At 67.9% G+C, this 19554-nt stretch carries 15 protein-coding genes; 7 read left to right on the top strand and 8 right to left on the bottom strand.

Going from position 1 to position 19554, the window contains the following annotated elements:
- Positions 1 to 106: 106 nt before the first annotated feature.
- Positions 107 to 589: an Lrp/AsnC family transcriptional regulator gene (locus DBV14_RS05855; RefSeq protein ID WP_124458252.1), complete on the bottom strand. Its 483-nt coding sequence runs from the start codon at positions 587 to 589 to the stop codon at positions 107 to 109.
- A 137-nt stretch (positions 590 to 726) separates the two neighbouring features.
- On the opposite strand from DBV14_RS05855, the gene glmS reads away from it, so the two are divergent.
- On the top strand, positions 727 to 2607 hold the full coding sequence (gene glmS, locus DBV14_RS05860) for a glutamine--fructose-6-phosphate transaminase (isomerizing) (RefSeq protein ID WP_124458253.1): 1881 nt from the start codon (positions 727 to 729) through the stop codon (positions 2605 to 2607).
- A gap of 42 nt (positions 2608 to 2649) precedes the next feature.
- On the opposite strand, the gene DBV14_RS05865 is transcribed toward glmS, so the two are convergent.
- From DBV14_RS05865 to DBV14_RS05885, 5 genes are read right to left on the bottom strand one after another with little or no spacing between them, the layout of a single operon-like run.
- Positions 2650 to 3897, bottom strand: coding sequence for a lipase family protein (locus DBV14_RS05865; protein ID WP_124458254.1), 1248 nt, complete (start codon positions 3895 to 3897; stop codon positions 2650 to 2652).
- A gap of 34 nt (positions 3898 to 3931) precedes the next feature.
- A complete protein-coding gene (locus tag DBV14_RS05870) occupies positions 3932 to 5491 on the bottom strand; it encodes a long-chain-fatty-acid--CoA ligase (RefSeq protein WP_124458313.1) in 1560 nt (519 codons plus the stop codon).
- Positions 5492 to 5550: 59 nt separating this feature from the next.
- Positions 5551 to 6699 (bottom strand): acyl-CoA dehydrogenase family protein, encoded by a 1149-nt coding sequence (locus DBV14_RS05875; RefSeq protein WP_124458255.1) that lies wholly within the window; start codon positions 6697 to 6699, stop codon positions 5551 to 5553.
- Between the two features lie 30 nt (positions 6700 to 6729).
- On the bottom strand, positions 6730 to 7821 hold the full coding sequence (locus tag DBV14_RS05880; protein WP_124458256.1) for a CaiB/BaiF CoA-transferase family protein: 1092 nt from the start codon (positions 7819 to 7821) through the stop codon (positions 6730 to 6732).
- A 37-nt stretch (positions 7822 to 7858) separates the two neighbouring features.
- Entirely contained in the window at positions 7859 to 9073 is a 1215-nt protein-coding gene (locus DBV14_RS05885; RefSeq protein WP_124458257.1) for an acetyl-CoA C-acetyltransferase, read from the bottom strand.
- 316 nt (positions 9074 to 9389) lie between these two features.
- On the opposite strand from DBV14_RS05885, the gene DBV14_RS05890 reads away from it, so the two are divergent.
- The gene (locus tag DBV14_RS05890) at positions 9390 to 10292 is read left to right on the top strand and encodes an SDR family oxidoreductase (RefSeq protein ID WP_124458258.1); all 903 of its coding nucleotides are present in this window, start codon (positions 9390 to 9392) and stop codon (positions 10290 to 10292) included.
- The gene (locus tag DBV14_RS05895) at positions 10285 to 11118 is read left to right on the top strand and encodes a crotonase/enoyl-CoA hydratase family protein (protein WP_124458259.1); all 834 of its coding nucleotides are present in this window, start codon (positions 10285 to 10287) and stop codon (positions 11116 to 11118) included. Before DBV14_RS05890 ends, DBV14_RS05895 begins: the two co-directional genes overlap by 8 nt.
- Here the strand turns inward: DBV14_RS05895 and DBV14_RS05900 are convergent, their stop codons facing one another.
- A complete protein-coding gene (locus tag DBV14_RS05900; protein WP_124458260.1) occupies positions 11119 to 13818 on the bottom strand; it encodes a LuxR C-terminal-related transcriptional regulator in 2700 nt (899 codons plus the stop codon).
- 180 nt (positions 13819 to 13998) lie between these two features.
- Between DBV14_RS05900 and fadB the strand changes: the two genes are divergently transcribed.
- A complete protein-coding gene (gene fadB, locus DBV14_RS05905) occupies positions 13999 to 16167 on the top strand; it encodes a fatty acid oxidation complex subunit alpha FadB (RefSeq protein WP_124458261.1) in 2169 nt (722 codons plus the stop codon).
- 48 nt (positions 16168 to 16215) lie between these two features.
- A complete protein-coding gene (locus tag DBV14_RS05910) occupies positions 16216 to 16998 on the top strand; it encodes an SDR family NAD(P)-dependent oxidoreductase (RefSeq protein WP_124458262.1) in 783 nt (260 codons plus the stop codon).
- A gap of 125 nt (positions 16999 to 17123) precedes the next feature.
- Here the strand turns inward: DBV14_RS05910 and DBV14_RS05915 are convergent, their stop codons facing one another.
- Positions 17124 to 17546 carry a VOC family protein gene (locus DBV14_RS05915; RefSeq protein ID WP_124458263.1) on the bottom strand — a complete coding sequence of 141 codons (423 nt, stop codon included), beginning with the start codon at positions 17544 to 17546 and terminating at the stop codon, positions 17124 to 17126.
- Between the two features lie 52 nt (positions 17547 to 17598).
- On the opposite strand from DBV14_RS05915, the gene DBV14_RS05920 reads away from it, so the two are divergent.
- Together DBV14_RS05920 and DBV14_RS05925 are read left to right on the top strand one after the other, a co-directional pair.
- On the top strand, positions 17599 to 18357 hold the full coding sequence (locus DBV14_RS05920; RefSeq protein ID WP_124458264.1) for a helix-turn-helix domain-containing protein: 759 nt from the start codon (positions 17599 to 17601) through the stop codon (positions 18355 to 18357).
- A gap of 137 nt (positions 18358 to 18494) precedes the next feature.
- Positions 18495 to 19520: an AraC family transcriptional regulator gene (locus tag DBV14_RS05925; protein WP_124458265.1), complete on the top strand. Its 1026-nt coding sequence runs from the start codon at positions 18495 to 18497 to the stop codon at positions 19518 to 19520.
- Positions 19521 to 19554 lie beyond the last annotated feature (34 nt).

Raw genomic sequence — 19554 nt, forward strand, 5'->3', positions numbered from 1 at the left:
GTGCTCTGCGCAGCGAAATAAAGGAGGAGCGAAGCGGGGGACATTCGCGGAGCAGAGCACACCGTCGGCGTGAGCGTCGCCCTGAACGAAACTAGACAGCAGCGCCTCATCCCAACGGCACCTGAGGCTCGAACTTCGCGCGCTTGAGGCTGAAGAACGCCTTGACGTTGCGAACATTGGCGTCGGCCGTGAACAGGCGCTGCGTCAGTGCGGCGTAGTCCGGCATGTCGCGCGCCGCCACCACCAACACGAAATCCGGCCCCGGCGACACACGCCAGCACTGCTGCACCGCGTCGTCGGCGATCACGCGCGCCTCGAAGGCGTCGAGCGATTGGGCGTCCTGGCGGTCCAGTGAAATTTCGACCACCGCCTGCAGGCCATGGCCCAGCACCGTTGCCAACCGGTCGGGCGACAGCAACGCGACCTGGCGCTCGATCAGCCCTTCTTCGCGCAGGCGCTGCACCCGGCGCAGGCACGTGGGTGGGGAAATGCCCACCTCGGCGGCGAGGCGCTGGTTGGTTTGCGAGGCATCGCGCTGGAGCGCATCCAGCAGCCGCAGGTCTGTTGAATCCAGGGATATCGATTCCATATTGTTTGAAATTATGGAATAAAAATCCAAATCAACAAATCGGAGGAATAAAAGTCCGAAATCAAAGAAATTATGAATACATATTTCTTTGATGCCTTCCTACCATCGAGACCTTCTTCATTCAAAGGCAGCTCACCATGTGCGGCATCGTCGGGGCAGCGTCCCATCGCAACATCGTTCCGGTCCTGGTCCAGGGCCTTCAGCGGCTCGAGTACCGCGGCTATGACTCGTGCGGCGTCGCGGTGCATGCGGGCGGGCTGACCCGCGCGCGCACCACCTCCCGCGTGGCCGACCTCGTGGCGCAGGTGCGCGACGACAAGGTCGAAGGCCTGACCGGCATCGCCCACACGCGCTGGGCCACGCATGGCGCGCCTGCCGTGCACAACGCGCATCCGCACTTCAGCCATGGCCCCGGCGCCGATGCGCAGGGCACGCGCGCCGGCCGCATCGCGCTGGTGCACAACGGCATCATCGAAAACCACGAAACGCTGCGCGCCGCGCTCGAGGCCAAGGGCTACGTGTTCGAGAGCCAGACCGACACCGAGGTCATCGCCCACCTGGTCGACAGCCTCTACGACGGCGACCTGTTCGAGGCCGTGAAGGCCGCGGTGCTGCAACTGCACGGCGCCTACGCCATCGCGGTGATCTGCCGCGACGAACCGCAGCGCGTGGTCGGCGCGCGCGCTGGCTCGCCGCTGATCCTGGGCGCGGGCAAGGAGGGCGGCGAGAACTTCCTGGCCAGCGACGCGATGGCACTGGCGGGCGTGACCGACCAGATCATCTATCTCGAAGAAGGCGACGTGGTCGACGTGCAGCCCGGCAAGTACTGGATCGTCGACAAGAACCACAAGCCCGTCACCCGCCAGGTGCGCACCGTGCTCGCCCACAGCGGCGCGGCCGAACTCGGCCCCTACCGCCACTACATGCAGAAAGAAATCTTCGAGCAGCCGCGCGCCATCGGTGACACGCTCGAAGGCGTGGAAGGCATCGTGCCCGAGCTGTTCGACGGCATCGGGCAAGACGGCGCCACGGGCGCCAGCGCGCACCGCGTGTTCCAGGACATCGACAAGATCCTCATCCTTGCGTGCGGCACCAGCTACTACAGCGGCTGCACTGCCAAGTACTGGCTCGAAGGCATCGCGAAAATCTCGACGCAAGTGGAGATTGCCAGCGAATACCGCTACCGCGACTCCGTGCCCGACCCCAAGACGCTGGTCGTCACCATCAGCCAGTCGGGCGAAACCGCCGACACGCTGGCCGCGCTGAAGCACGCACGCTCGCTCGGCATGGAACAGACGCTGACCATCTGCAACGTCGCCACCAGCGCCATGGTGCGCGAGTGCAAGCTGGCGTACATCACGCGTGCCGGTGTCGAGATCGGCGTGGCATCGACCAAGGCCTTCACCACGCAACTGGCCGGGCTGTTTTTACTCACGCTCGCCATCGCGCAGGCCAAGGGCCGCCTGAGCGATGCCGACGAGGCGCGCTACCTGAAGGAAATGCGCCACCTGCCCGTCGCGCTGCAATCGGTGCTCGCGCTCGAGCCGCAGATCATCGGCTGGGCCGAAGACTTCGCGCGCAAGGACAACGCGCTGTTCCTGGGCCGTGGCCTGCACTACCCGATCGCGCTCGAAGGCGCGCTCAAGCTCAAGGAAGTGACCTACATCCACGCCGAGGCCTACGCCGCCGGCGAACTCAAGCACGGCCCGCTCGCGCTGGTCACCAGCGAGATGCCTGTGGTGGCCGTTGCGCCCAACGACGCGCTGCTCGAAAAGCTCAAGAGCAACCTGCAGGAAGTGCGCGCGCGCGGCGGCGTGCTGTACGTGCTGGCCGACGGCGACACGAAGATCAACCGCAGCGAAGGCCTGCACGTGATCCGCATGCCCGAGCACTACGGTGCGCTGTCGCCCATCCTGCACGTGGTGCCGCTGCAGCTGCTGGCGTATCACACGGCGTGTGCGCGCGGGACCGACGTGGACAAGCCGCGCAACCTCGCGAAGAGCGTGACGGTGGAATAAGGCCGGCCGCCAGCCCCTCGTGATGGACTGAGCGGCCGAAATTCAGGGGCAGTCGGACGGTGCGCTCTCTCCGGCGAACCGGTCCGACATCCACCCCAGCGCGAGCGGCCAGCCCAGGGCCATGCCGGAGATATGTTCCGTGATGCCGATGGTGCGAAAGCTCACCTTGGCGCCGGCAGCGCACCAGTCGGTGAAGAGTTGCTTGGCGACGGGGTAGGGCACTACCTCATCGAGCAGCCCCGCATACACGAGCGCGGGAACTGCGGGCGCCACCGACCCGGTGCGGTTCTGCGCCAGGCGCGCCTTCCAGTCCGGGCGATCCAGGATGCCCGGTGGGTTGACGAGCACGGCATCGCTCGTGCCGGGGTAGCTGGCCTCCATCTCGATGAAGCACTTCTTGTCGCGCGCATCCGCCACGAGATGCTGCCCATACGAGGTCAGGATGGATGGCAGGTCGAGCTCCGGGTAGGCCGCGTTCATGCCCATCAGTATGTAGATCATCGCGCCGCCGAAGAGGCTGCCGTTGTTCTGGCTGTAGAAGGTTCCGTCGATGCGGGCTGGTCCGGCGCCGGCCGCCACGCCCTTGACCTTCAGCGTCGGCGCGTAGCTGGGCTGCAGTTCGGCGGCCCAGGCCGAGGCATGTCCGCCCTGGGAGTAGCCCATGATTCCCACCGGCGCATTGGCCGAGAGGTTGGCCGCGGGCAGTTGCTGTGCCGCCAGCGCGGCATCGAGCACGGCCTGCCCCTCGGATCTGCCGACCAGGTAAGGTTGGTCGCCCGGCGTGCCCATGCCCTGGTAGTCGGTCATCGCGATGGCCCAGCCGCGAGCCAGCGTCGAAGCGGGGGCGCCCAGCAGCACTTCGTACTCGGTGCCGACGGCATATTGATGCGAAGGCGCGCAGTTGTCCGCCATCCCCTGCGTGCCGGTCGCCCAGGCAATGAGCGGGCGGTTGCCGCCGAACCAGGGTGTCCAGGGGACCAGCACGGTGCCGGTAATGGCCACGGCATTGCCGCTGGCATCGGTGGACTTGTACATGATCTGCCAGCCCGACACGAGCAAGCCGACGGGCACGAAGGGGCGCGAGCGAATCAGGGTTCCATGCGGTCCGGGCGGCAGTTGGGCGGGCGGCGTGTAGAAGGCATCGTTGCGCGGATCGTCCAACGGCCCCGCCATCACGGGCGGCGACCAGATGCCGAGAAGCGCCAGCGCTGCAAGAGCCCACGTCAGCCGGAGCCAGCAGGCCCTCAGGGTCGCTGCAAGGTCCGCGCCGCGTGCGAGTGAATAGATCATGTCGTTTGTCTCCTGTGGGTTCTTCTGTACCGATTCAGCCGACCCGCCGCGATTGGCCTTGCCAGTACGGCTCGCGCAGCTTGGTCTTGAGCACCTTGCCAGCGCCCGAGAGCGGCAGGGCCTCGACGAAGGAGATGCTGCGCGGGCACTTGTAGTTGGCTATCAGGTTCTTGCAGTGGGCGACCAGCTCTTCTTCCGTTGCCGCCTGGCCCGGCCTGAGGACGACGCACGCGTGCACCGATTCACCCCACTGCTCGCTGGGGATGCCGATCACGGCGCTGGCCGCCACGGCCGGGTGCTGGGCCACAGCCTGCTCGACCTCGGCCGAGTAGACGTTCTCGCCACCGGTCACGATCATGTCCTTGATGCGGTCCACCACGAAGATGAAGCCGTCCTCGTCCATGTAGGCGCCGTCGCCGGTGTGCATCCAGCCATCGCGCACGGCTTCGGCGGTCTGCTCGGGCTTGCGCCAGTAGCCCTTCATGACGTTGGGGCCGTGCACAATGATCTCGCCCACGGTGCCCCGTGGCACCTCGATGCCCTCGGGGTCGACGACGCGAACTTCGGTGATGCAACTGGCGCGGCCGGCCGAGCGCAGCTTGCCGAGCTTGCGCCCCTCGGGCGTGTGGTACTCCGGGGGGAGGCAGGTGGCCAGCGGGAACAGCTCGGTCATGCCGTAGGCCTGCAGGAATTGCACGCCAGGCAGCGCGGCCATCGCGCGATCGAGCACGGCCTCGGAGATGGGCGAGCCACCGTAGATGACCATCTGGAGGCTGGACAGGTCGCGGCCCTGTTTCATCACCGGGTGGTCGACCAGCATCTGGATCATGGTGGGCACCAGAACCCCGTGCGTGACGCGGTGGCGTTCGATGGCATCGACCACGGCTTCGGGGTTGAACGCCGGGATGATGGCCTGCGTATTGCCCAGCAGCCAGTGCGCACCGCCGACCGTCAGGTCGGCGCCGTGGAACATCGGCGCGGAGTGCAGGTACACGCCGTCGGGCGCCGCCGCACGTTCACCCAGCAGGCCCAGGGCGCCGGCGCCCACGCCGGCGTGGCTGACCATCACGCCCTTGGGAAAACCGGTGGTGCCGCCGGTGTAGAACACACCCATCAGGTCGTCGCCCTGGCGCATGGCATCGGGCACGGGTCGGGCCTGCTTGACCAGGGTCTCGTAGTCGAGCATGTCAGGCGGTGCCGCCTTGTCGCCGCAGTAGATCCAGGTCTTGACGGTCCTGGCATCGGCGCGGATCTTTTGCGCCAACGGCAGGAACGTGTCGTCCACCAGCAGGAATTTCGACTCGGCGTCATTCAGCGAGTAGACGATCTCGGGACCAGACCAGCGGATGTTGCAGGGATTGAGCACGCCGCCGGCCCAAGGCACGGCCATGGTGTATTCGAGGAAGCGGTCGGAGTTGAGCGACAGGATGGCCACCGAGTCGCCGTCCTGCAGGCCCTGTGCCTGGAGCGCGCCGGCCAGGCGTGCCACGCGGTCCCCGAACTCGCGGAAGGTGAACGAGCGATCACCGCACTTCACCGCGGCCTTATGGGGAAAGAGCTGGGTCGCGCGATGCAGCGCTTGCGTGTAGTGCATGGTCATGAGATGTCTCCTGGATTTTTTTGTGTGGCGTGTGGTCGTTGCGACTGAGGGGCTTACATGGCGCGAGAGATCACTTCGCGCATGATGTCGTTGGCACCGCCGTAGATCCGTTGCACGCGGGCATCGGTGTACATGCGGGCAATCAGGTACTCGGTCATGAAGCCGTAGCCGCCATGCAGCTGCAGCAGCTCGTCGATGACGCGACCCTGGGTTTCCGAGCACCAGAGCTTGCACATGGACGCGGTGGCGGTGTCCAGCGTGCCGGCCACGATCTGTTCGACGCAGCGGTCCACGAAGGCACGCCCGACGGTGATCTGCGTGGCCGCATCCGCCAGCTTGAATCGGGTGTTCTGGAAGTCGGCCACCGTTTGGCCGAAGGCCTTGCGGTCGCGCACGTACTCGAGCGTGGCTTCGTAGGCGCCTTCCATGCAGGCCACGGCCATGGTGCCGATGACCAGGCGCTCGTAGGGCAGGTCGCTCATCAACTGGAAGAAGCCCTTGCCTTCCACGCCGCCCAGCAGGTTGGCGGCGGGCACCTTCACGTTGTCGAAGAAAAGCTCCGAGGTGTCTTGCGCCTTCAGGCCGATCTTGTCGAGCACGCGGCCGACACGGAAGCCCTCGGTGTTCCCGGTGTCGACGATCAGGATGGAAACGCCGCTGGCACCCTTGCTGGTGTCGGTCTTGCAGACCACCAGCACGAAGCCGGCCAGCAGGCCGTTGCTGATGAAGGTCTTGCTGCCGTTGATCACATAGTGGTCGCCCACACGGTCGGCGCGCGTGCGAACGCCCTGCAGGTCGGAGCCGGTACCCGGCTCGGTCATGGCAATGGCGCCGATCGTCTCGCCGCGCGCCATGCGCGGCAGGTAGCGCTGCTTCTGCTCTTGCGTGCCGTGGTTGAGGAAGTAGTGCGCGACGATGGAATGCACCGAAGCGGCCATGCCGGTGAGGCCCCGACGCGCCATCTCTTCGTTGAACACTGTTTCGTGGCGAAAGTCGCCACCGCCGCCACCGTATTCCTCGGGAATGTCGGAGCAGAGAAAGCCGAGTTCGCCCGCGCGACGCCAGAGCTCGCGGCCGACGTTGCCGCGCTTGCGGGCCTCTTCGTCGTGGGGCGCCATTTCGGCTTCGACAAAGCGCGCCACGGAGTCGCGGTAGCTCTCCAGGTCGGCATCGCTCCACGAGCGCTTGAATTGCAGGGGCATGGGGTCTCCGTATGGATGATGGGAAGTGAATCAGCAGGCCGGTTGCATGGCGCCCCAGTCCCGCAGCGCCTGTTCCAGCGTGCCGGCCGTGGGGGGCGTGGGCCGGGCCGAGGGCGTGCGCGAAAAGCGTGGCGCGGGCGCGGGCTGCGTGATGCCGTCTTGCGTGAAGAAGGTGTTGCGGGCGCGGTTGTGCGCGTGTTCGGGCGCTTCGTCCCAGTTCAGCACAGGGGCGAAGCAGGCATCGGTGCCTTCCAGCAGGGCGCACCATTCGTCGCGCGTGCGGGTGCGGAAGATTTCGGCGAGTTTGAGCTTGAGCAGCGGCCAGCGCGTGGCGTCCATCTGTCCGTCGAACAGCGGCGCGTTGATGCCGCAGCGCTCGCGCAACTCCGCGTAGAACTGGGGTTCGATGGCTCCGATGGCCACGTACTTGCCGTCGGCACAGGCGTAGGTGTCGTAGAAGTGGGCGCCGCCGTCGAGCATGTTTTCGCCACGATCGTTGCTCCAGTTGCCGGCGGCCTTGAAGCCGTACATGAAGGCCGACAGCAGGGCCGCGCCGTCGCTCATGGCGGCATCCACCACCTGGCCGCGGCCGGAGTTCGCCGCTTCGCGCAGCGCCGCCAGAATGCCCACGGCCAGCAGCATGGCGCCTCCGCCGAAGTCGCCCACGTAGTTGAGCGGCACCACAGGAGCTTCGCCCGAGCGGCCGATGGCGTGCAGCGCGCCGCTGATGGCGATGTAGTTGATGTCGTGCCCTGCTGCATGCGACAGCGGCCCGTGCTGTCCCCAGCCCGTCATGCGGCCATAGACCAGGCGCGGGTTGCGCGCGATGCAGACCTCGGGGCCCAGGCCCAGGCGCTCCATCACGCCGGGTCGAAAGCCCTCGATGAGAACATCGGCGCGATCGATGAGGTGCAGAAGATCGGCCACAGGCTCGGGTTGGCGCAGGTCCAGCGCGATCGAAGGGCGGCCGCGGGTGGTGATGTCGTTGCCGTCCAATGCCGTGCCGGGCCGTGTGATGCGCACCACCTCGGCGCCCAGGTCGGCCAGCAGCATGGCGCAAAAAGGCGCCGGGCCGATGCCGGCCATCTCGACCACTTTCAATCCATGCAGAGGACCGGCCATGCCGGGCTTCTTGATCGGTGCCGCGTTCATCTCGCGCTCACAGGCGCTCGAGGATGGTCACGTTGGCGGTGCCGGCAAACTCGCACATGGTCTGCAGGCCGTAGCGGGCGCCGCGCTGGTGCATCGCGTGGACCAGCGTGGACATCAGCCGGGTGCCCGAGGCGCCCAGCGGGTGACCCAGGGCGATGGAGCCGCCCCACACGTTCAGGCGCTCCGGATCGGCGCCCAGCACCTGCAACCAGGCCAGCGGCACACAGGCGAAGGCCTCGTTGACTTCGTACAGGTCGATGTCCTCGATCTTCATGCCGGCCTTGCTGAGCGCGTGCAGGGTGGCCGGCACGGGCGTCTCCATCATGTGAACCGGGTCGCTGCCGAGCACGGACATGTGGTGGATGCGGGCCAGCGGCTGCACACCCAGGGCCTTGAGGCCGCGCTCGTTGACGATCATCACGGCGCTGGCGCCGTCGGCGATCTGGCTGGCGTTGGCGGCGGTGATGGTGCCGCCCGGGGCCATGGTCTTCACGCCGGCGATGCTCTCGATCGAGGCATCGAAGCGTATGCCTTCGTCCACCGTGTGCGCTTCACCCGGCGCTTCACTCGGCGCTTTACCCGGCGCCTTACCCGGCGCTTCCTCGGCGACGCGACGCGCGGGCACGGCCATGATTTCCCTGGCGAAATGGCCCTCGCGCGTGGCGGCGATGGCGCGCTGGTGGCTGCGCAGCGCAAAGGCGTCGAGTTGCTCGCGCGCGAATCCGTACTTCCGGACCATCAGCTCGGTGGCGGTGAACTGGCTCAGCTCCACGCCGGGGTAGCGCTCCTGCAGCGTCTGGCCCATGTAGAAGCCCAGGCCGTTCTTTCGAGGCAGGTCGCTGGGCATCATCATGGGCACGCGGCTCATGCTTTCGATGCCGCCGGCAATCACGCAATCCATGCTGCCGGACATGACGGCCTGGGCTGCAAAGCTCACCGCCTGCTGCGACGAGCCGCACTGGCGGTCCACCGTGGTGCCAGGCACCGTGACGGGCAGGCGCGAACTCAGCACGGCCATGCGGGCGGTGTTGTTCGACTGCTCGCCAGCCTGGCCGACGCAGCCCAGGATGACGTCGTCCACCAGGGCCGGATCGGCGCCGGTGCGCGCCAGCACCTCGTCGATCACTTGAGCGGCCAGGTCGACCGGGTGCCAGCCCGAGAGACGGCCGTTGCGCCGACCCGATGCGGTGCGGGTGGCGGCGACGATGAATGCTTCTGCCATGACGGCGACTCCTGAATAGAGGGGGAATGGAAGAAGAATTCTGGACGCCGCCGGAAGCGTTCCGTTTCGTCGAAAGCGACGAATCGGGAAGGCGCCGCGCGGCGCGACGGCAACGCGAAAGAGCGATGCGCGCAGAGGGCGCAAGTTCGTCCGTTTCGACGAAGGCAAGCCGACCTCGGCCGGCATAGGCTGGCCCCTCCATGCAAGGACACCGCCCCATCGCGCATGGAAGAGCCGCACGGTGTTGTGAGCGTCATGCGCCACCGCCCAGCCCACGGCCCGAACACCTGAAACCCGAACACACGGAGACAACACGATGACCCTGGACGACCTGATCTACAAGCCCGGCCTGCTGCACGACGCCCGCATTCTCGTGACCGGCGGGGGCAGCGGCCTGGGCCGCGTCATGACCGAAGCGCTGTGCATGCTGGGCGCCACGGTCTACATCTGCGGGCGGCGCGAACCGGTGCTGGCGCAGACGGCCGCCGAGCTCACGGCGGCCCATGCGGACAACGGCGGCGGCCGCGTGGTGCCGCTGGTGTGCGACATCCGCGACGACGCCAACATCCAGGTCATGCTCGACGCCATCTGGGCCGACGGCGGCGCGCTCACCGGGTTGATCAACAACGCGGCCGGCAACTTCATCAGCCGCACCGAAGACCTGTCGGCGCGCGGCTTCGACGCCGTGACCAATATCGTGCTGCGCGGCACCTTCTACCTCACGCTGGAATGCGGCAAGCGCTGGCTGGCCGAGGGCCGCAAGGCCTCGGTCGCGTCCATCCTCACCACCTGGGTCTGGAACGGCACGCCGTTCTGCGTGCCCTCGGCCATGGCCAAGTCCGGCCTGCATGCCATGACGCAATCGCTGGCCGTGGAATGGGGTGGCCGCGGCATCCGTTTCAACGCCATCGCGCCTGGCGTGTTTCCCACGGAAGGCATGAGCGCGCGCCTGAACCCGCAGGGCGGTGAACGCATCCTGGGCGGCAACCCCATGGGCCGCGACGGCCGCATGCCCGAGCTGGCCAACCTGGCGGTGTTCCTGATGGGGCCGGGCGCCGAGTACCTCACGGGCCAGACCATCGCCATCGATGGCGCGCACTACCAGGCCACGGGCGGCAACTTTGCGGGCCTGGCCAGCTGGACCGACGAAGACTGGCGGCGCGCGCGCGAGAACATTCAGCGCGTCAACGCCACCGACCGCGAGAAGCGCAATGGCTGAACAGCGCTTCGCCGACCGCGTGGCGGTCAACCACGACGCGGCCCATGGCGTGGCCGAGGTGCGGCTGTGCCGGGCCGACAAGATGAACGCGCTGGATACCGCGATGTTCGATGGCCTGCTGCTGGCCGGCAAGCATCTGTCCCGCCTGCCGGACCTGCGCGCGGTGGTGCTGCACGGCGAGGGCCGGGCCTTCTGCGCCGGACTGGACATGGGCAGCCTCGATGCCATGGCACAGGGGCAGGGCGCGGGCGAAGGCCTGACCGATCTGGTGTCGCGCACCCACGGCGCGGCCAACCGCGCACAGCAGGTGGCGTGGCAGTGGCACACGCTGGCGGTGCCGGTGGTGGCTGCCGTGCATGGCGTGGCCTTCGGCGGCGGACTGCAGCTCGCGTTGGGCGCCGACATCCGCTACACGGCGCCCGACGCGCGCCTGTCGGTGCTGGAGATGCAATGGGGGCTGGTGCCCGACATGGCCGGCATGGCGCTGCTGCGCAATCTGCTGCGCGACGATGTGGCGCGCGAGCTGATCTACAGCGCGCGCGTGCTGGGCGGCGACGAGGCCTGCCGATTGGGCCTGGCCACGGCGGTGCATGACGACCCGCTGGCTCGGGCGCGCGAGTTTGCCCATGCGGTGGCGCGGCGCAACCCCGACGCCGTGCGCGCCGCCAAGCGCCTGCTGAACCAGTCGCGCGACGAAGGTGCGGAAGTGATGCTGCTGGCGGAGTCGCTCGAGCAGCAGGCGCTCATCGGCAGCCCCAACCAGCTCGAAGCGATCCGTGCCGGCATGGGCAAGCGCCAGCCCGTGTTTCAGCCGGCGCCGAACTGATCACGACGACACCAGTCTCAGCCGACGCGCAATCGCCACCGCCTGCGTGCGGCTTTGCGCGCCCAGCTTGATGTTGATGTTGCGCAGGTGCGTGCGCACCGTGCTGTCCGACACATAGAGCTTCTCAGCCATGGCGTTGTTCGAATAACCCTCCACCAGAAGCGCGAGCACGCGCAGTTCCTTGCGCGTGAGCGGCTCCAGCGAGCCGCTCGGCAGGTCGGGCGCCGGCTCCGCTTCCGGGGGCAGGGGACCGAAGGCGCGCAACAGGCGCTGCAGGTAGTCGCTCATCAGCGGGTCGCGCGTCCGGCTGCTCTCGTGCAGCGTCTGATAGCGCCGCACCAACTGGCCCACCGCCGGTCCTTCGTCCAGCACCAGCCGCATGTAGCCTTCCTGGCAGGCGAACTGCAAGGCGCCGCCCACCTGGGTCACCGCGGCCGTCAGATCGCCCGCGCGTTGCAGGGCCCGTGCGCGCAGAAGCCGCAAGGCGAGCAGACGGCGGTGGCGTTGCATCGCCGTGGCGTGTCGCACCTGGGCATCGATGCGGGCCAGCGCATCGGTCGCGCCGCCGAATGCGAGTTCCCAGCGCAGGCGCGCCAGGGCCATGTATTCCACCTCGTGCGCCAGCAGGCGCAGGCGTTGCTCGCGCTCCCACAGGGCGGGGTCGTCGGCGCGCACCAGTTCGTCGTGCGCCGCGGTGCCATGCCCCTGCAACTGCAGCAAGCGCGCGCGTTCCATCTTGGCCGCGGCCACCACGCGCGGCAGCTTGCGCTGGTTGCCCAGGTATTCCAGTTCGGTCAGCGCCAGCGAGGCGGCATCCACATCGCCGTTGACGAACGCGATGCGCGACCGCATCGCATAGCTCATGATCATGTGGTCCGGCAGGCCCACGTCGCGCGCCATGGGCAGGTAGACGTTGAGCAGGTGGTCGGCCTGGTCCAGGTCGTTGGCTTCGTACACCACGCTGGTGTAGAGCACGCCCGGCCAGCCGTTGCCGTGGGTGTGCTGGTAGCTGCCCGCATGGGTGGAATCCACCGCAAGCCGAAAGCGTGCCGTCGCCTGGCGCAGCCGGCCCTGCTGCAGGTCCAGCAGGCCTTCGATGGACTCGCTGTACATGCGGTTGAACCAGCCGTCGCCCTGCTCGCGCCGCGCCGCGTCGAGCAACTGCTGGGCTTCGCGCGACTGGCCGGCTTCCGCGGTGATCTGTGCCATGGCATTGAGCAGCGTGCCATCGGCGAAATGGTTGCCGCTGGGCAGCAGGCGCAGGGCTTCCCGCCCGGCGGCCAGCGCATCCTCGCCGCGGTCCTGCATGGCCAGCAGAATGGGCCGCACGCCGGCCGCGTTGGCGCGCAGCTGTGCGTCGTCGCTGCGGCTGGCCCCGCAACGCTCGAGCAGTTCCATCGCGGCGTCGGGCCCGTTCGTGAAGCTGGCGGCCCACACCGCGCTCATCTGCAGGCGCGGGTATTCCTTCAAGGGTTCGGGCGGCAGTGCGGCAAACCAGCGCGCCAGCAACCGCATGCGGCCCTGGCTGAGGAAGTGCTCGACATTGGCATCCAGCAGTTCCATGGCGTGCGGATGGTCGCCGCCCTCGATCGCGTGATCGATCGCCGGTACCGGCCGGCCTTGCGATTCGTACCAGCCCGAGGCCGCCAGGTGCAGGCGCGCCACGTCGTCGGGGTGCTCGCGCTCCAGTTGCGCGCGCAGGTAGTCGGCAAACAGGCTGTGGTAGCGCCAGGTGCGCTGCTCGCCCGCCACGGGGGTCAGGAACAGATGGTCCGCGTCGAGTTGTTCCAGCAGCAAGGCGCAGTCGGTACGCGGAATGAGCGCGGCACACACAGACGGCTCGAGGTGGCGCAGAAGGCTGGTGCGCAGCAGGAACTGGCGTGTCGCTTCGGGCTGGCGTGCCAGCACCTCTTCGGCCAGGTAGTCGGCCACCGAACGGTCCGAACCTGAAAAGCGGCTGATGAAATCGGCGGTGTCGCCGTGACGGTGAAGTGCCATGGAGGCCAGCCACAAGGCGGCAATCCAGCCTTCGGTTTTCTTGTGCAGGCGGAACAGTTGATCGGCGCTGAGCGCATACGTCTGGCGCAGGCCGAAAAAGGCGTTGGTGTCTTCCAGCGAGAAGCGCAGCTGGTCGGCATCGATCTCGGTGAGGCGGCCGCGCACGCGAAGCCGCGCCAGGCCCAGCGACGGCAGGCTGCGCGTGGCAATCACCAGGCGGCCGCGGCGCGGCAGGTGTTCAGCGATCTCGCGCACCAGTCCCATCGCGGCTGTCTCGTGCACGGTCTCGAACTCATCGAGAAAAAGAGCAAAGGGTTCGTCGGCGTGCCTCAGCGCCTGCACGGCATCGCTGCCAAAGCTGTCCTGCGCGTCGAGCAGGCCCAGCCGCGTCACGGCCTGGGTCAGGGCGCTCATGAAACGCGAGGCGTCGTTGTCGGCGTTGTCCAGCGTGAGCCACACCGTGGCCACGCCCTGTGCCTGCAGGCGTTCACGCGCCTGGATCATCGCGGTGGTCTTGCCGAAGCCGGCGGGCGCGCGCACCAGCACCAGCTGGCCTTCGCCTTGGCAGATCGCCTGGCACAAGGCTTCGCGCGTCACCTGGGCGGCCACGGGAACGGGCGCGTGGAACTTGTTCTCCAGCGTCGTGGCAGCCTGGGCCAGGCGTTGGCGATCGGAGGGGGCGGTCGTGGCGGAGGAGGGCATGGGCATCGCGGGGGTGGGCGGACAAGTGCGGCGCCGAATGCGCGCGCCCTGCCGTTGATCGCCGCGGGGATTTTGCGCCATCGCCCGGGTTTTCGTCGCTTCGGACGAAGCGGGAGCGAAGCCCCCCTACCTAGACTGAGTTCATGCCTGGCGCGGTGCCGGGATTGCAAGAGGTGATCCGTGTTTCAAGGTCAAAGTGTCTGGGTTCGTGCGTTGTCGTTGCCGGGTGTGGCGTCCGGTGTGTTCGAAATGTGTTTCGATCGCCAGGGTGAGGCCATCAACAAGCTGGATGCGCGCACCGTCGACGAATTCGGTGAAGCCGTGCAGTGGCTGGCCGGTCAGGCCGACCTGAAGGGCGTGCTGGTCACCAGCGCCAAGGAGGTGTTCATCGTCGGCGCCGACATCGGCGAGCTGGGTCCGATGTTCCAGCAGACCTCCGAAGAAATCACGGCGGGCGTGACCCGCTCCAACCGCTTCCTGGTTGCCTTCGAAGACCTGCCGGTGCCCACCGTGATGGCCATCAACGGCTTCGCGCTGGGCGGTGGCCTGGAGCTGGCCATGGGCGGCGACCTGCGCGTGATGTCCAGCAGTGCGCAGGTGGGCCTGCCCGAAGTCAAGCTGGGCGTGCTGCCCGGCTTGGGCGGCACCGCGCGCCTGTCTCGTCTGGCGGGCCCGGCGGTGGCTTGCGACTGGGTGGGCGGCGGCCGTCCGCAGCCCGCCAGCGCCGCGTTGGCGGCCGGCGTGATTCACGAAGTGGTAGCACCCGAAGCCCTGCGCGATGCGGCCACTTCGATGCTGCGGCGCGCGATGGCTGGCGAGGTGGACTGGATGGCCAGGCGCCACCCAAAGCTGGTACCCGTGGCGATGAGCGCCGCCGAGCGCGCGCCCATCTTCGAAGCCGCGCTGGCCAAGGCGGCCGCGCTGGCTGCGCGCCAGCAACCGGCCGCCATGATGACCTTGCAGATGATGGCCGATGCCGCCGGCCTGGACCGCGCCGGCGCGCTGGCGGCGGAATCCAGAACCTTCGGCATCGTCACCCGCACCCAGGCGGCGAGTTCCCTGGTGCAGGCCTTCCTGAACGACCAGGCGCTGAAGAAGCTGTTCAAGCGCCACGCCAAGGCCGGCACGCCGGTCAGGAGCGCCGCCGTGCTGGGCGCCGGCATCATGGGCGGGGGCATTGCCTACACCAGCGCCCTGCGCGGCGTGCCCACGCGCATGAAGGACATCGCCCAGCCCGCACTCGACCTGGGCATGAATGAGGCGACCAAGCAGTTGGCTCGCCTCGTCAAGAACGGCAAGCTCGACCAGGCGCGCGCCGACGCCGTGCTCGCGTCCATCACGCCGCAACTGGACAACACTGGGCTGGGCGAAGTGGACTGCGTGATCGAGGCCATCGTCGAGAACCTGGGCGTCAAGCAAAAGGTGCTGGCCGAGCTCGAAGGCCACCTGGGCGCGAACACGGTGATCGCATCCAACACATCGAGCCTGCGCATCGACGACATCGCACAGCCGCTCAAGCGCCCCGAGAACTTCGTGGGCATGCACTTCTTCAACCCGGTGCACATGATGCCGCTGGTGGAAGTGATTCGCGGCAGCCGCACCAGCGAGACGGCCGTCTCCACCGCCGTGCGCCATGCGCAGGCCATGGGCAAGACGCCCATCGTGGTGGCCGACTGCCCGGGCTTCCTGGTCAACCGCATCTTCACGGCCTACATGCGCGGCTTCCTGAACCTGGTGGCCGACGGCGCCGACTTCGTGCAGGTGGACCGGGTGATGGAAGCCTTCGGCTGGCCCATGGGGCCGGCCTACCTGCAAGACGTGGTCGGCATGGACACCAGCAGCCACGTCAACGACGTGATCTCGGCCGGCTACCCGGAACGCATGCCACCCATCGAACGCGATGCGCTGCGCCTGATGGCCAGCGAAAAGCGCTACGGACAAAAGAACGGCGTGGGCTTCTACCGCTACGAGGCCGACGCCAGGGGCAAGCCGCAGCGCTCGCCCGCGCACGACACCCATGCATTGCTGTCACGCCTGCAACCCCAGGGGCCTCGCCTCTTCACCGATGCCGAGATCACCGATCGCATGATGCTGCCGATGATCGTGGAGGCCGCGCATGCGCTCGAAGAAGGCGTGGTCGGCAGCCCGGCCGAACTGGACACGGCCCTGCAGCTCGGTTTGGGCTTTCCGGCCTATGCGGGCGGCCCGCTGCAGTTCGCCGACTGGCTGGGCCTGGCCGAGGTGGTGGCGCGTTGCGACCGGCTGGTGCCCACGCTGGGCACGGCGGTGCAGCCCACGGCCCGCATGCGGGAGATGGCCGCCCGTGGCGCGCGCTTTCATGGCACCTGAGCAGCAGCAAACGCATACCTCTCTATTCCTCTTTCGGAGACTTTTCCCGTGAAACTGAATTCAAGCATTGCCGCCGTCATCACTGGTGGCGCATCGGGCCTGGGCGCGGCCACTGCGCGCCGTCTGGCGGCGCAGGGCGTCAAGGTCGCGTTGTTCGACCTCAATGCCGAACTGGGCGAAGCCCTGGCCAAGGAGCTTGGCGGCGTTTTCTGCCCGGTGGACGTGACCAGTGAAGAGCAGGCGGACGCTGGCTTCGCCAAGGCGCGCGCCGCGCACGGGCAGGAGCGCATCCTGGTCAACTGCGCGGGCACCGGCAACGCCGTCAAGACCGCCAGCCGCGACAAGAAGACCGGCGAGATCCGCCACTACCCGCTGGCCAACTTCGACCGCATCATCCAGATCAACCTGGTGGGCACCTTCCGCTGCATCGCCAAGTCGGCGGCGGGCATGCTCACGCTGGAGCCACTCGAAAGCGGCGAGCGTGGCGCGATCGTCAACACCGCATCGGTGGCGGCGCAGGACGGACAGATGGGCCAGGTCAGCTACTCGGCCAGCAAGGCCGGCATTGTCGGGATGACGCTGCCCATCGCCCGCGACCTCATGGATGAGGGCATTCGCGTCAACACCATCATGCCGGGGCTGTTCAACACGCCGCTGCTGGCGGCGGCACCCGACAACGTGAAGGCGGCGCTGGCGGCGTCCGTGCCCTTTCCCAAGCGCCTGGGCGAGCCGGACGAGTTCGCCCAGCTGGTGGAGACCATGGTGGTCAACGGCTACTTCAACGGCGAATGTGTTCGCCTGGACGGCAGCTTGCGCATGGCGCCGCGCTGATTGAAGCCCTGCTGAAACTGCCAGCCGTACCTTGAAGTCCATGTGTTCGGCAAGGCATCGGGGTTGCCCCTGGAGGGCGGCGGCCTTGCTGCGAATCGCGCCCCCTCTGCTGTCGGATATCCGCTTCAGTCCTCCGGCAGGAACGCCGGGTTGTAGACCACCTCCCACAGATGCCCGTCCGGGTCCTGGAAGTAGCCTGCGAAGCCGCCCCAGAAAGTCTTCTGCGCCGGCTTCACGATGGTTGCGCCGGCGGCCTCGGCCTGCGCCATCGTGGCCTGCACCTCGGCTTCGCTGCGCAGGTTGTGGCCGATGGTGAAGTCGGGCGAGGCGCTGCCGCGGCGCGCGATGCCGCTGTCGTGCGCCAGGCTGTCGCGCGGCCACAGCGCCAGCTTCAGGCCGGGCTGCAGGTCGAAGAAGGCAACCGCGCCGTGTTCGAATTCCTGGCCGATGATGCCTGGCGTCGCCAGGCCCAGGCCGTCGCGGTAGAAGCGCAGCGCGCGCTCAAGGTCGTCCACGCAGAGGGTGAGAACGGAGATACGGGCTTTCATGTGGGGGCTCCTGCTTTGCTGTCCAATCGAAGCCTCCAGCTTGCATCACGCCATGTCCGCCGACTTGAACAAAACGGCCACACCGCTCGCGCAGGAAGTGGGTCGCTACACCGAAGTCCCGGTGCCGCCTCCCTTGCGCGGCATCTTTGCCTGTCAGTGGCTGCATGTGCTGCCTGCTGATGCAGACTGCACGCCGCTGCTGGTGGTGCCCGACGGCTCGATCGACCTGCAGTGGATCGATGGCGTGGCGCGCGTGGCCGGCCCCGACCGGCAACCGCATGCCGAAGCGCTACGGCCTGGCGCGCAGGTGCTGGGCCTGCGCTTTCGTCCCGGTGCGGCGGCCGTGTGGCTGGGCATCGACATGAGTGCGCTGACGGATTGCCGCGTTGCGCTGGACGATCTGTGGGGGCCGCGCGCGGCATGCCTGGCCGCCGATTCGTCCGCCGAATTCGTGGACAGGGTGGCCGCGCGGCCAACCGCGAACCTCACGCCCGATGCCGCAATGGCCGAAGCCTTCTGCCTGCTGCAGTCCGGCATGGCCCCCGCGGATTCGCCGCTGCGCTGGCTCTCCGAGCGCCTGCAGCAGCCCGAGCGCACGCTGCGCCGCCGTTTCGTGCAGCACTTCGGCTATGGCCCGCAAACGCTGGCACGCCTGCTGCGCTACCAGCGCTTCCGGCAGTTGGCGCGCGCGGAGCCATCGACGCCGTTGGCCCACCTGGCCGCCGAAGCGGGCTACGCCGATCAGCCGCACCTGTCCCGCGAAAGCCGCCGCCTTGCGGGACGCCCGCCCTCCACGCTGCCACGCGATTGACTCGGCGCGCGGCCATCGCCTGACGGCCTGACGTTCTCGCAGGCAAAGCTGCTGCAACGCCGCACAATCGGAAAATCATCGAGAAACCAAAGCGCACCTTCGTTCCTTGGCAAGCTGCAGACCGCATGAGCCCCTCCATGAAACACCTCGGCAGATTGATGCGCAGCGCCAGCCTGAGCGGCTACGTCGAGCTGGTGCGGTCGCTCGGCCGTGACCCCCATGCGTTCATGCGCAGCGTGGGGCTTCAAGCAAACCAGCTGGAGCATCCGGAGACGCTGATCCCCGGGGATGCCGTGCGCGAGTTGCTCGAGATCACCGCGCGTGCCACCCGGACCGAGGACTTCGCGCTCCGGTTGGCGGCGCAGCGCAGGCTCTCGGCGCTGGGCCCGATCAGCCTCGTGCTCAAGGAAGAACCTACGCCGCGGGCCGCGCTGGACACGCTGAGCCGCTATCTCAAGCTGGTGAACGCCTCGCTGATCTTTCGCCTCGAAGACGCGGGCGACACGGTCGTGGTCCACGAAGACCTGTTGCCGAGTCCCGGCCTGCCGATGCGCCAGTCGATAGAACTTGCCGTTGGCATCGTGTACCGCATCCTGGGCGAGCTGATCGGTCCGCAATGGCGGCCGCAGCAGGTCTGCTTTACGCACCGTCCGCCGGCGGATGCCTCGGCGCACCGGGCCTTCTTCGGCCGCAGCATCAAGTTCAACCAGGATTTCAACGGCTTGGTGTGCCTGGCGGCCGATCTTCTCAAGCCGCGCGCACCCGGCGATCAGGCGGAAGCGCGTTTCGCGCGCGAGTACCTGGAGGCGGCCCTCAAGGACCGCGGCGAGAGCGGGCGCGACGCGTGCCGCGAACTGATCCTGGCCTTGCTGCCAACGGGCGACTGCACGGTGCAGACGGTGGCGCGGCATCTGCGTGTCGACCGCCGCACCCTGCACCGCCGGCTGCAGGCGGAAGGGCTCACGTTCAGCGACCTGCTCGATGAGGTGCGCGCGGATCTGGTCAGGCGCCATCTGCGCGACAGCGACCTGCCGCTGGGCGAAGTGGCCGAGCTGCTGGGCTTCTCAGGCCCCAGCAGCTTCAGCCACTGGTTCAGCAACCACTTCGGGTGCAGCGCCTCCCAATGGAGCCGGCAGGCCGCCGGCACGGCGGCTCAGGGCTGAGGCAAGACGCCTCGCTGGCCGTGCTCGAAGCGCA

The sequence above is a fragment of the Variovorax sp. KBW07 genome (assembly GCF_003852515.1).
Taxonomy (GTDB): Bacteria; Pseudomonadota; Gammaproteobacteria; order Burkholderiales; family Burkholderiaceae_C; genus Variovorax.

Excerpts from the sequence above, each read along its gene's own strand:
- DBV14_RS05875 (WP_124458255.1), bottom strand. The coding sequence starts at position 6,699 with ATGCCCCTGCAATTCAAGCGCTCGTGGAGCGATGCCGACCTGGAGAGC.
- DBV14_RS05885 (WP_124458257.1), bottom strand. The coding sequence starts at position 9,073 with ATGGCAGAAGCATTCATCGTCGCCGCCACCCGCACCGCATCGGGTCGG.
- DBV14_RS05880 (WP_124458256.1), bottom strand. The coding sequence starts at position 7,821 with ATGGCCGGTCCTCTGCATGGATTGAAAGTGGTCGAGATGGCCGGCATC.
- DBV14_RS05900 (WP_124458260.1), bottom strand. The coding sequence starts at position 13,818 with ATGCCCTCCTCCGCCACGACCGCCCCCTCCGATCGCCAACGCCTGGCC.
- glmS (WP_124458253.1), top strand. The coding sequence starts at position 727 with ATGTGCGGCATCGTCGGGGCAGCGTCCCATCGCAACATCGTTCCGGTC.
- DBV14_RS05915 (WP_124458263.1), bottom strand. The coding sequence starts at position 17,546 with ATGAAAGCCCGTATCTCCGTTCTCACCCTCTGCGTGGACGACCTTGAG.
- DBV14_RS05865 (WP_124458254.1), bottom strand. The coding sequence starts at position 3,897 with ATGATCTATTCACTCGCACGCGGCGCGGACCTTGCAGCGACCCTGAGG.
- DBV14_RS05855 (WP_124458252.1), bottom strand. The coding sequence starts at position 589 with ATGGAATCGATATCCCTGGATTCAACAGACCTGCGGCTGCTGGATGCG.
- DBV14_RS05895 (WP_124458259.1), top strand. The coding sequence starts at position 10,285 with ATGGCTGAACAGCGCTTCGCCGACCGCGTGGCGGTCAACCACGACGCG.
- DBV14_RS05890 (WP_124458258.1), top strand. The coding sequence starts at position 9,390 with ATGACCCTGGACGACCTGATCTACAAGCCCGGCCTGCTGCACGACGCC.
- DBV14_RS05920 (WP_124458264.1), top strand. The coding sequence starts at position 17,599 with ATGTCCGCCGACTTGAACAAAACGGCCACACCGCTCGCGCAGGAAGTG.
- DBV14_RS05870 (WP_124458313.1), bottom strand. The coding sequence starts at position 5,491 with ATGCACTACACGCAAGCGCTGCATCGCGCGACCCAGCTCTTTCCCCAT.
- DBV14_RS05925 (WP_124458265.1), top strand. The coding sequence starts at position 18,495 with ATGAAACACCTCGGCAGATTGATGCGCAGCGCCAGCCTGAGCGGCTAC.